Annotated in this window: 6 protein-coding genes and 7 pseudogenes; 7 read left to right on the top strand and 6 right to left on the bottom strand. The window is 58.0% G+C overall.

Annotated elements, in window-relative coordinates:
* Window positions 1-51: 51 nt before the first annotated feature.
* Window positions 52-565: pseudogene (locus AC6I8M_RS00450) on the top strand (chloride channel protein); the annotation flags it as partial.
* Here the strand turns inward: AC6I8M_RS00450 and AC6I8M_RS00445 are convergent.
* Window positions 552-827: pseudogene (locus tag AC6I8M_RS00445) on the bottom strand (IS5 family transposase); the annotation flags it as partial. The pseudogenes AC6I8M_RS00450 and AC6I8M_RS00445 overlap by 14 nt on opposite strands.
* Window positions 828-890: 63 nt before the next feature.
* On the opposite strand from AC6I8M_RS00445, the pseudogene AC6I8M_RS00440 reads away from it, so the two are divergent.
* Window positions 891-1412: pseudogene (locus AC6I8M_RS00440) on the top strand (PTS transporter subunit IIC); the annotation flags it as partial.
* Window positions 1413-1461: 49 nt separating this feature from the next.
* Entirely contained in the window at window positions 1462-2142 is a 681-nt protein-coding gene (gene alsE / locus AC6I8M_RS00435) for a D-allulose 6-phosphate 3-epimerase (protein WP_498013616.1), read from the top strand.
* Window positions 2143-2280: 138 nt separating this feature from the next.
* Here the strand turns inward: alsE and AC6I8M_RS00430 are convergent, their stop codons facing one another.
* The gene (locus AC6I8M_RS00430; protein WP_498013615.1) at window positions 2281-3573 is read right to left on the bottom strand and encodes an aspartate aminotransferase family protein; all 1293 of its coding nucleotides are present in this window, start codon (window positions 3571-3573) and stop codon (window positions 2281-2283) included.
* A gap of 172 nt (window positions 3574-3745) precedes the next feature.
* Between AC6I8M_RS00430 and AC6I8M_RS00425 the strand changes: the two are divergent.
* Window positions 3746-4518: pseudogene (locus AC6I8M_RS00425) on the top strand (DeoR/GlpR family DNA-binding transcription regulator).
* 78 nt (window positions 4519-4596) lie between these two features.
* Here the strand turns inward: AC6I8M_RS00425 and AC6I8M_RS00420 are convergent.
* Both AC6I8M_RS00420 and fdhD read right to left on the bottom strand, forming a co-directional pair.
* Window positions 4597-5367 (bottom strand): glycosyltransferase family 9 protein, encoded by a 771-nt coding sequence (locus AC6I8M_RS00420; protein ID WP_195910845.1) that lies wholly within the window; start codon window positions 5365-5367, stop codon window positions 4597-4599.
* 525 nt (window positions 5368-5892) lie between these two features.
* The gene (gene fdhD, locus AC6I8M_RS00415) at window positions 5893-6690 is read right to left on the bottom strand and encodes a formate dehydrogenase accessory sulfurtransferase FdhD (protein WP_010618506.1); all 798 of its coding nucleotides are present in this window, start codon (window positions 6688-6690) and stop codon (window positions 5893-5895) included.
* Window positions 6691-6866: 176 nt separating this feature from the next.
* Between fdhD and AC6I8M_RS00410 the strand changes: the two are divergent.
* The 3 pseudogenes from AC6I8M_RS00410 to selB form a co-directional block, all read left to right on the top strand.
* Window positions 6867-6944 (top strand): annotated as a pseudogene (locus tag AC6I8M_RS00410) (hypothetical protein); the annotation flags it as partial.
* Window positions 6945-6946: 2 nt separating this feature from the next.
* A pseudogene (locus AC6I8M_RS00405) lies at window positions 6947-7292 on the top strand (L-seryl-tRNA(Sec) selenium transferase); the annotation flags it as partial.
* Window positions 7289-9034 (top strand): annotated as a pseudogene (selB, locus tag AC6I8M_RS00400) (selenocysteine-specific translation elongation factor). The pseudogenes AC6I8M_RS00405 and selB, both read left to right, overlap by 4 nt.
* A 48-nt stretch (window positions 9035-9082) precedes the next feature.
* Here the strand turns inward: selB and glyS are convergent.
* Together glyS and glyQ are read right to left on the bottom strand one after the other, a co-directional pair.
* Entirely contained in the window at window positions 9083-11152 is a 2070-nt protein-coding gene (gene glyS / locus AC6I8M_RS00395; RefSeq protein WP_010617869.1) for a glycine--tRNA ligase subunit beta, read from the bottom strand.
* Window positions 11153-11161: 9 nt separating this feature from the next.
* A complete protein-coding gene (glyQ, locus tag AC6I8M_RS00390; protein WP_010617868.1) occupies window positions 11162-12067 on the bottom strand; it encodes a glycine--tRNA ligase subunit alpha in 906 nt (301 codons plus the stop codon).
* Window positions 12068-12083 lie beyond the last annotated feature (16 nt).

Genomic DNA, 12083 nt, shown 5'->3' with positions numbered 1-12083 from the left:
TTGAGGATGACGATGTCTGCCTTACCTGATGCCACCGAGCCTGCCAACGCGATGCGCGGCGGGCGCTTTATGCTGCTGCAAAAACTGCTGCGACGCGATAAAACCCCGCTGGCATTGCTGCTGCGGCCGCGCTGGTCGGTATTCTCACCGGGCTGGCGGGTGTGGCTTTCGATCGCGCGGTCAATTTTATTCTCCACCTGCGGATCGGTTGGCTGACGGAGCGTGCGGATAACCTGGCTATGGCGTTGCTGAGCGCGTTTTTTATTTCGGCGCTGCTGGGCGGCATCGGCTATTTTCTGGTGCGGCGCTTCGCGCCGGAGGCGGGGGCTCGGGCATTCCGGAAATTGAGGGCGCGCTGGAAGAGCTGCACCCGGTGCGCTGGTGGCGCGTGCTGCCGGTTAAATTTATCGGCGGCATGGGCGCGCTGGGATCTGGCATGGTGCTGGGACGCGAAGGACCCACAGTGCAGATTGGCGGCAACATCGGCGGTATGTGCCTGAATCTGTTTCGCGTGCGCGATTCAGAATCGCGTCATACGCTGCTGGCGACCGGTGCGGCGGCGGGGCAGAAGAAAGTAACCTGTTGAAAATAATGTTAATCACTCCCGATTTAGACCATCGATTAAAACGGTTATAAACGGTCTTCCATGGGCCATATCGCTCAGGCAAATAGCGCCATGGTGCGCCTGAACACAGCACCCAGAACATGCCGTTGATGATCATACGATGTTCAGCCCATGGACGTCCGGCCCGTGGTGTTGCTGGTTCAGCAGGTAATAAGGGCTGGATGATAGTCCATGCTTCATCGGGAAGGTCGTAGCGAGCCATAGTTCAATGTGTTGTGGAAACAGGTAGTTACTATATCTCAGGTGATTAAGGGACACAGCCTAGGTGAGTGGCGGCCAGAACTTCATCGTCTTTGCCATTATCCAGTCGATCACCTTTGCTGTGGGTGTTTACATCATTCTTGCCGGTGTACGCATGGTGATTGCGGAGATCGTCCCGGCGTTCAAAGGCATCGCCGATAAACTGGTGCCAAACGCTAAACCGGCGCTGGATTGCCCGACGGTCTTCCCGTTCGCGCCGAACGCCGTGATCATCGGCTTCCTGTGCAGCTTCGCCGCCGGGCTGATCAGCATGTTCCTGTGCCCGCTGTTCGGTCTGAGCGTGATTGTGCCGGGCCTAGTGCCGCACTTCTTCTGCGGCGCGACCGCTGGCGTCTACGGCAACATCACCGGCGGACGGCGCGGTGCCATCATCGGTTCCTTTGTCCAGGGTCTGCTGATCTCCTTCCTGCCCGCCATTCTGCTGCCGCTGATGGGTGACCTTGGCTTCGCGTCCACCACCTTTGGTGATACGGACTTCGGTATCGTCGGCATTGTGCTCGGCCATATTATTTCGTTCTTCCATTGATGTCACAGACAGCGCCTGCGGGCGCTGTCTGCGTAATGAGGAAATCAGCATGAACGCCCGCTTTTCACCGTCCCTGATGTGCATGGATTTGACCCGCTTCCGCGAGCAGATCGAAGCGATGAACGCCAGCGCCTCATTCTATCATGTCGATATTATGGATGGCAGCTATGTTAAGAATATTACGCTGTCGCCGTTCTTTATTGAGAACCTGCGTAAAATTACCGATGTACCCATTGATGTGCATTTAATGGTGAACCACCCGGAAGATATTATTCCGATGTGCATTGACGCCGGCGCGGATATTATCCGTTTCCATCCGGAGACGGCGAATAACAAAAATTTTCGCCTGCTGACGCAAATTAAAGAGGCCGGCCGTCGCTGCGGCGTGGTGCTGAATCCGGCTACGCCAGCCGACAGCATTCGTGAATATGCGCATCTGCTGGATAAAGTGACGGTGATGTCAGTCGATCCCGGTTTCGCCGGGCAGACATTCATTCCGGAAACGCTGAACAAGATTCGCCAGCTGATCGCCATGCGGGAATCGCACGGTTATCACTATCTGACCGAGATCGATGGGTCGTGCAATGCGCGCACCTTTAAGCAGATTGCCGCCTCGGGCGTCGACGTGTTTATTGTCGGCACCTCCGGCCTGTTCAATCTCGACGATGATGTAGCGCAGGCGTGGCAAAAGATGGAGCAGATTTTTGCGCAGGAAACTGCAGCGGCGTGATGTCCTTTCACGCCCTGCCAGATGCGCATCAACGCGCATCTGGCACATTATGCTGTCGGGTTGCCATTCATGGCGACCTGGATATCTGAATAATTAACGCCCCAGCTCTGTCAGCGACTTATCCAGCGCTCCCACCAGTCAGTCGATATCACCGCTCTGGAACGCCAGCGGCGGACGCAGTTTCAGCACGTTGCCGTACGGCCCGGCCACCGACGTCAGCACATGGTGATCGCGCAGCTTCTCGATCAAATCCAGCGCCAGCGCTTTGTCCGGCGTCTTACTGGTGCGATCCTGCACCAGCTCAAACCCAATAAACAGCCCGGCACCGCGCACATCACCAATGCAGTCATGGCGATCCATCAGCTTCTGCAGCTCCGCCAGCAGCTGCGCGCCGACCACGCGGCTATGCTCCTGCAGCCCCTCTTCCTGAATCACCGTCAGTACCGCCTGCGCAGCGGCCATCGCCACCGGGTTGCCGCCGAAGGTATTGAAATAAGGGATCTCATCGCTGAACGCTGCCAGCACGTCGCTTTTCGCCAGCAGGCCGGAAACCGGAATACCGTTGCCCATCGGCTTACCGGTGGTGACCACATCCGGCACCACGCCGTGACGGGTAAAGCCCCAGAAGGCATCGCCGGTGCGGGCAAAGCCAGGCTGCACTTCATCGGCGATAAAAATTCCGCCGTTAGCATGCACCACATCCACCGTTTGCTGCAGGAAACCCCGCGGATTAGGCAGCACGCCGTCGGAGGAGAAGATCGAATCGGCGAGGAAACCGGCGAATTTAATGCCGTGCGCTTTCATGTCATCAATCTGCTGTTGAATCTGGTCGGCGAACCATGCCCCGAGGTCGGGCGCATCGACGCGATAAGCATCCGGCGGTGGCACCAGGCGGGTGGTCGCTGCCAGCGGCTGACCACTGCCGAGTGCCGGTGACGCGCCAGAGGTCAAATCACTGGTACCGTGGTACGCCTCCTGCGAGATAATAATACCGGTGCCACCGCTCCAGGCGCGCGCCACGCGAATCGCCAAATCGTTGGCTTCTGAGCCGGTACACATATACATGGCGCGGTCGATGGCTTCTGGCGTGGTCGCCAGCAACGCTTCGCTGTAATCAAGAATGCGCTCGTGCAGATGCGTGTGCGTGTTCAGCATCTTCATCTGCTGATTCACCGCCTCAATTACCGCCGGATGGCAGTGGCCGATACTCGCCACATTGTTGTACACATCCAGATATTTATTACCCGCCGCATCCCATAAATACTGCCCTTCGCCGCGCACCAGATGCACCGGCTTGCGATAAAACAGACGATACGATTCGCCCAGCACTTTGCTACGCTTGTCCGTCAGAGTGTGGGTGGCCGGATCCAGCGCGTCGGCGTGTTCGGCGCGAAAACTGTTGGTATCCATGATGGTGGAACGTGTAACCATGGTAACTCCCGTTGCGAAGGTGAAAGGGGTGTTTGCAGCCTGATCTCTGCGAACATCATGCCTGCTTCAGTGAAAATGCAACCAAATACACAAATACAACTAAATACACATGACGCCACGATGACACTCAGGTAAGCTTAGGCCCAGCTTCGCTCTCCCACAGGGAAACGTCATGCTGCAGGAAACCCGTTTACATCGCATCCGCGCGCTGCTGAGCACGCAACATCAGCTCAGCACTGAACGCATCATCAAAGAGCTGGGTATTTCACGGGAAACGGCACGGCGCGATATCATTTCGCTTGAGGCACAGGGGCTGGCGCGCCGCGTATATGGCGGTCTGGTTGCGCTGGAGAGCCCGCCGGAGCCGCCGCTGCAGGTGCGCCGTAACGCACAGGCCAGAGAGAAACGCGCGATTGCCGCCGCGGCGGTACAACATCTGCAACCCGGCCAGACGCTGTTCCTCGATGCCGGCACCACCACCACGCTGCTGGCTGAAGAGCTGCGCACTATGTCCGGCCTGACCATCATCACTAACAGTCTGCAGGCGGCACTGGCGCTCAGCGCGGCCGAAGAGCATGAAACCCTGAATAACCAAGTGCTGCTGCTGGGCGGCATGATGATGGCCGGCGCGCAGCAGACGCGGGGAGAAATGACGGTGGGGGAAATTTATCGATATCGCGCCGACGTGGCGCTGCTGTCACCGGTCGGCATCGATGCCCGAAACGGCGCCAGCAGCTTCCATCCGCATGAAGCGCCATCGCGCACGCCATGGTACAGCAGGCCAGCCGCACCCTGCTGCTGGCGGATCACAGTAAACTCGGCGTGATCAGCCGTACCCAGTACGCCCCTATCGGCGATATCGATCTGTTGATTTGCGACGGCGGCGCGGCAAAGCCCGGTGCGCTCAGCGCTCTGCAGCAGGCGTTAGCGGTGCAGGTGGTGTAAGGAACTGCCCGATGCACGGTCACCGTACTGACGGCACGGTGACATCATCGATTATGGCTGAACCAGCGTCTGGATTTTTTAGCTTATTTTCTCAACCAGCCGTCCGTCATTTTTAAAAACAAACTCATCAGAAAATATCTGATGGCCGTTACTGTAGCCAGACGACCACAGCTGATTATTTTTCAATGAGTCCTGATAAATGCCAACCAGTGCTTTGTTATAAGCCGCCGAGATATGCACCACGGCGGTATCGGGAGTAATCACGCAATCACTTTTCTTAACCGCAGCGAAAGCGTGATACAGCGAGGGAACGCGGTATAACTTCGCGGGGTGCAGCGACGCCTGCTCCAGCGCGCCTTTGTGATCGAGCACCACGATATTGGTGGCCGCATTGTGCCTGACAATCGCCCCGATTAGTTCATTCAGCTGCTGCTCAGAGAGGTCACGATCGGCATGACTGGCATAAATATTGATTAAAATATTGTGCTCATCAGCGGAAAACATGCCGGACTGATGAATTTCGGCATCAATTCGCTCAGGATAAAATATTTCATAATTTAGTCCATCAACCGTCTCAACCTTAAGATAGTCAAGAACCGCACGATAGATATTTTTAACGTGGTTATTAATGTGATCGAACTGAATGTTGATATCGTAGGGTTTAAGCCAGCCAGGTTTGTTGAAACCCAGCGTCATTTTAGGATTGATATCAGCAATCATTTTGGGCATATACAGAGCGGTTTGCCAGATAGCCGTATCGATCAATAAATCGTAAGCATTGTCTCTCAGAGAGGGTAACGACATCACTCCCGATGGCGGTGTCATATTTATCGCGCTGATGACAATCACTAAAACTTTCCGAAAGATAGATCTTTTGGATATACGGGTTATGTCGGAAAAGGCTCTCATTCTCCTTTACTGCCAGAATATCTACACCATACCCGGCTTCAAACAGCGTTCTGAGAAAACACGTAGAAACGATAGCATCGCCTATTTTACCATTCATTGCGAACCAGCAGAATGGATTTAATATCCTGTCTATTCTGTTTATGGCCTGAAGACTTTTTCCATTTCCTTGCTGCAAAATAAAGATCAAGAGAATATTTAATCTCTTTCTTTAAATAATTACGCCTGCGATTCAGCTGCCGCAGCTTTTTAATTAAAGCCATAATGGATATATTATTATTGATTGAGACGTTAATGATAGCGCATCAACATCTTCATTCCTATCGAAAAGAATGTCACATTAAAAACTATTGCATGCATATTATTTAGCAGGCTAACCAGAAAAAGCGTAGCGTAATAAAAGATTGCCTGACACATCCCTGTACGCCGCACGCCGCGAACGGTGAGATTCCCGGCATGTATCGCTCATCAACCGTTGATCAGACGCTGCGGATGGCTGTACACCGTGGCGCGTCCCGGTTTAGAAAAACCGACCAGCGTCAGGTTACAGCGCTCGGCCACCTCAACGGCCAGCTGGGTGGCAGCCGAGACGGCAAACAGAATCTCTACGCCACACATGGCAGATTTTTGCACCATCTCATAGCTGGCGCGGCTGGAAACCAGCACCGCGCCCTGCTGCCAGTGCTGCTGGCTGCGCTGGCCAAGCAGCTTATCCAGCGCCACGTGGCGACCCACGTCTTCGCAGCCGCCCTGCAGTTCGCCCTGCGGCGACATCCACGCGGCGGCGTGCGTACAGCCGGTCAGATTGCCGATGGGCTGGAAATCGCGCAGCTGTGCCAGCCCGTTATCGAGGCAGGCCAGATCGAAGGTCTGCGTAAACGGCAGCGGCTGCAATGGCTTGCCGATTTGATCCAGCTTCTCCATCCCGCATACGCCGCAACCGGTGCGGCCCGCCATGGCGCGACGCTGCGCCTTCAGCGCCATAAAACGTCGGCTGGAGAGTTCGATCTGCACTTCGAACCCATTGCAGCCCGGCACCACATCCATGCCATAGATCTCGCCGGGTTGCTCAATAATGCCTTCGGAGAGCGAAAAACCGAGCGCAAAAGCCTGCAGATTATCCGGCGTCGCCATCATCACCACGTGTGAAATGCCGTTGTAGACCAGCGCAACCGGCACTTCCTGCGCCAGCCAGTCGCTTTCCGCTTCGGTAATCGCGTGGCGCTGCCATACGGTGGTCTGGCTCAGTCCTGCGATCTCATTCACATTCTAGTTACTTTTTTGCTGTTTCGCTTTCACTTCTTTCGTCTCGCATAACAACCACATTAAAGTAGTGGTAATATCAGGTCGCTTTTGACGCAATCCTGCGTGGAGCCATTCTGAACCCCGGCTCCATCCAGCGCAAAAAAAATATTACAGCAATGTCGACTCAAGGATTACCCATGAACGTCAGCCGAAGAAAATTCTTCAAGATCTGTGCTGGCGGTATGGCAGGAACCACGACAGCCCTGCTCGGCTTTACGCGCTGGCGACACTGTGCCTGCTGACGCGCAGCGCGCACGATATTCTGCAACAGGCCGAACGTCTGATGCCGGCGCTGGAGCACGCCTTCAGCGCCGATTTTTCGCTGGCGATCGCCGCCTGTTCCTCGCAAATTGGCAGCGGTTCGCTGCCGGTCGAACGTCTGCACAGCTTTGCCATCACCTTTACGCCGCGCGACGGTCACGGCAGCCAGCTCAACGCACTGGCGCAGCGCTGGCGCCAGCTGGCACGCCCGGTGATTGGCCGCCTGCAGGAGGGGCAAACTGTGGCTGGATTTACGCTGCCTTGATGACGAAGCCGCCCTGATACGGACCTTAGTACCATGATTATTGCCACGGCCGGACATGTCGATCACGGTAAAACTGCGCTGTTGCAGGCCCTGACCGATGTTGATGCCGATCGCCTGCCGGAAGAGAAACGGCGCGGCATGACCATCGATCTCGGTTATGCCTACTGGCCGCAGCCGGATGGCCACACGCTGGGCTTCGTTGATGTGCCTAGCCATGAAAAATTTCTCGCCAACATGCTGGCCGGTATCGGCGGCATTCATCATGCGCTGCTGCTGGTGGCCTGTGACGATGGCGTGATGCCGCAGACGCGTGAGCATTTACAACTGCTGAGCCTCGCCGGACAGCCGCCGCTGAGCGTGGCGCTCACCAAAGCTGACCGCGTCGACGCCACACGCATCGCGGAGGTGCAGCAGCAGGTCGCGCAGCTAACGCAGCAGCTCGGCTGGCCAGCAACAGCGCAGTTTGTTACCAGCAGCCATACGCAGCAGGGCATTGAAACGCTGCGCCAGCACCTCAGTAGCCTGAACGCACCGGCGTTTGAGCCTGGCCGCCGTTTCCGACTCGCCATCGACCGCGCTTTCACGCTGAAAGGCACCGGGCTGGTGGTCACCGGCACCGCGCTGAGCGGTGAAGTCAATGTGAGCGACACGCTGTGGCTCAGCAGCCTGAACCTGCCGCTGCGCGTGCGGGCGCTGCATGCGCAGAACCAGCCGGTGACGCGCGCGCAGGCAGGCGAGCGCATCGCGCTGAATATCGTCGGTGACGTGGAGAAAGCACAGATTACGCGCGGCGACTGGCTGCTGGCGCAGCCACGTAACCGGACGCTTAACGCAGCTCACGGACGATGTGGCTGAACTGGTGCTCAGCCAGCCGCTGTGGCTGGCGGAAAACGATCGGATAATTATCCGCGACAGCAATGCGCAGCACACGCTGGGCGGCGGACGCGTACTGCTGTGCGACAGCAAAAAGCGCGGTAAACGCCAGCCGGACTACCTGCAGTGGCTACAGCAGCTGGCCGCGGCGCGGGATGACAGCGCCAGCCTGCAGGCGCATCTGGCGTATGAACCGGCCGCGTATGACGAGCTCGGCTGGGCGCGCCAGCTCACTGCGCCGGCGCTGGACGCGCTGCTACTGCCGCTGGATCCGGTGCGACTGGGTGCCAGCCTGATGAGCGACACAATGGCCAGCGCCTGGCAGCAGCGTTTGCAGGAGGCGCTGAGCGCCTTCCACCAGCAGCACCCGGAGCTGCCGGGCATCGGCCACGATAGCCTGCGCCGTGTGGCGGTGCCGCATCCGCCGGCACCGCTGGTGCTGGGATTAATCGACCAGATGCTGGCACAAGGCGAGCTGCTGCAGAAACAGGGCTGGCTGCACCTGCCCGACTTCGCGCCGCGCTTTAATCCGCAGGAAGCCACGCTGTGGCAGCAGGTCGAGCCGCTGTTCAGCGACCAGCCGCTGTGGGTCCGCAATATTGCCGATGCGCTGCAGCAGGATGAAGAGCAGATTCGCCGTTTATTGCTCACCGCGGCGCGTCTCGGTCATATCACGGCGATCGCTACTACCGCAGCGCGCAGATCCAGATCTTCGCCGATCTGATTCGTCAGCGCGCGGCCGCCGGAGGCAGCACCAGCGCCGCCGACTTCCGCAACCAGCTGGGTACCGGCCGCAAAGTCGCGGTGCAGATTCTGGAATTCTTTGACCGCAGCGGCTTTACTCGCCGTCGCGGTAACGATCACCTGCTGCGCGACGCGCGCCTGTTCACCCCTTCTGCCGCGTGAAAAAAAAGGGACGATTGCTCGTCCCTTCGGTTCACTTCTGCACATCGCTTACTGCAGCAGCGAAATGTCCGCCACCTGCAGGAACAGCTCGCGCAGTTGCGCCAGCAGCGTCAGGCGATTGATACGCACGGCTTCGTCATCGGCATTCACCATGACGTTGTCGAAGAAGTTATCCACCGCTTCGCGCAGCTGCGCCAGTTCCACTAGGGCATCCTGATAGCGGCCTTCCGCAAAGTACGGCTGCAGCTTGTCGCCCAGCGCGGTGACAAAGGTCGCCAGCTGAATTTCAGCGTTCTCTTTCAGCAGGGACGCCTGCACGCTGTCGTTCAGGGTTTCGGTGGCTTTCGCCAGGATATTCGACACGCGCTTGTTAGCCGCCGCCAGCGCCGAGGCCGCTTCCAGCGTACGGAAATGCGAAACCGCCTTCATACGTGCATCGAAATCGGCCGGACGGGTTGGACGACGCGCCAGCACCGCCTGAATGGTGTCAACGCTGTGGCCCTCTTCCTGATACCAGGCGCGGAAACGACCCAGCATGAAGTCGATGACATCATCGACCACGTTGGCGTTGCTCAGCTTGCTGCCGTACAGGCGCACCGCTTCTTCCGTCAGGGTTTGCAGATCGAGCGGCAGGTTCTTCTCAACGATGATACGCAGCACGCCCAGCGCGGCACGACGCAGCGCAAACGGGTCTTTATCGCCTTTCGGATGCTGTCCAATGCCGAAGATACCGGCCAGGGTATCCATTTTATCGGCAATCGCCACTGCGCAGGCCACCGGGCTGGACGGCAGATCGTCACCGGCGAAACGCGGCTGGTACTGCTCGTTAAGTGCGACCGCCACATCTTCCGCTTCACCATCGTGGCGCGCGTAGTGCATGCCCATCACACCCTGGGTGTCGGTGAACTCGAACACCATATTGGTCATCAGGTCGCACTTCGACAGCAGGCCGGCGCGCGTGGCGTGATTGACATCAGCGCCAATCTGCGCGGCAATCCAGCCGGCCAGCGCCTGAATACGGTCGGTTTTGTCACGCAGCGTACCCAGCTCTTTCTGGAACAGCACGGTTTCCAGACGCGGCAGGTTATCTTCCAGACGCTTTTTGCGGTCGGTGTTGAAGAAGAACTCGGCATCGGCCAGACGCGGACGCACCACTTTTTCATTACCGGAAATGATCTGCTGCGGATCGCGCGATTCAATGTTGGTGACGAAGATGAAGTTTGGCAGCAGCTGGCCGTCTTCGGCGTAAACCGGGAAGTATTTCTGATCCCCTTTCATGGTGTACACCAGCGCTTCAGCCGGTACCGCGAGGAACTTCTCTTCAAACTTCGCCGTCAGCACCACCGGCCACTCCACCAGCGAAGCCACCTCTTCCAGCAGTCTATCGCTCAGGTCGGCTTTACCGCCCAGCTGCTGCGCGGCGGCTTCGGCATCGGCTTTGATTTTGGCTTTACGCGTGACGTAATCGGCGATCACTTTACCGCGCTCCTGCAGCAGCTGCGGATATTGATCGGCATTGTCCAGCGTCAACTCCGGCTCGCCTATGAAGCGATGGCCGCGAATGACGCGATCGGACTGAATGCCGAGGATGGTGGCCGGAATCAGCTCATCACTCAGCAGCAGCGTCACGGTGTGCACCGGACGCACGAACTGCACGTCGCTGGCGCCCCAGCGCATCAGTTTTGGAATCGGCAGCTTGCTCAGCGCGGTCGCGACCATCGCCGGCAGCAGCGCCTGCGCGCTTTCGCCTTTTACCGCAGTACGATGCACCAGCCACTCGCCTTTGTCAGTGCTGAGACGCTCAGCCTGCTCTACGGTGATGCCGTTGCCACGTGCCCAGCCTTCTGCCGCTTTGGTCGGCTTGCCTTCGGCATCAAACGCCGCAGCGACGGCCGGGCCGCGCTTTTCCACTTCGCGATCGGGCTGCGCTGCCGCCAGCTGTGCCACCTTCAGCGCCAGACGACGCGGTGCCGCAAACCAGCTGACGTCGCCATGCGCCAGACCGGCGCTATCGAGCTCAGCGGTAAAGTGCGCAGCAAAGGCTTCTGCTAGGCTGCGCAGGGCTTTCGGAGGCAACTCTTCGGTGCCAATTTCCACTAGGAAAGTTTTATCAGTCATGGCTGCCTCTTACTTATTACGGTTGCACATAGGGAAGCCGAGTGCCTCGCGGGAGGCATAATAGGCTTCCGCCACGGCTTTCGTCAGGGTGCGGATACGCAGGATATAGCGCTGGCGCTCGGTTACCGAGATCGCCTTGCGCGCATCAAGCAGGTTGAAGCTGTGCGCGGCTTTGAGAATGCGCTCATAGGCCGGCAGCGGTTTTTCCAGCACCAGCAACTGCTGTGCCTCTTTTTCATACTGCTCGAAGCAGCTGAACAGGAAATCGACGTCGGCGTACTCAAAGTTATAGGTCGACTGCTCCACTTCGTTCTGGTGGAACACGTCACCGTAGGTGGTTTTGCCGAACGCGCCGTCGCTCCAGGTGAGATCGTACACGCTGTCCACGCCTTGGATGTACATCGCCAGGCGCTCCAGACCGTAAGTGATCTCGCCGGTCACCGGCTTACACTCCAGGCCGCCTACCTGCTGGAAGTAGGTGAACTGCGTGACTTCCATGCCGTTCAGCCACACTTCCCAGCCGAGTCCCCAAGCGCCCAGCGTTGGGTTTTCCCAGTTATCTTCGACGAAGCGAATGTCATGCACGCCAGGGTCGATACCGAGCTCTTTCAGCGATCCGAGGTACAGCTCCTGAAGGTTGTCCGGGTTCGGCTTAATCACCACCTGGAACTGGTAATAGTGCTGTAAACGGTTCGGGTTTTCACCGTAGCGGCCATCGGTGGGACGGCGCGATGGCTGCACGTAGGCGCTCGCCATCGGCTCTGGCCCGAGAGCACGCAGGCAAGTCATAGGGTGAGAAGTGCCAGCGCCCACTTCCATGTCCAGCGGTTGGACGATGGTGCAGCCCTGACGCGCCCAGTAATCCTGCAAGGTCAGGATCAGGCCCTGAAAGGTCTTGGTATCAAACTTTTGCATGTTGAATTCGCACGCG

This window comes from Type-A symbiont of Plautia stali, assembly GCF_059731155.1.
Note: the sequence above shows the minus strand (reverse complement) of the source record. Positions and strands in the feature narration are given on the sequence as shown.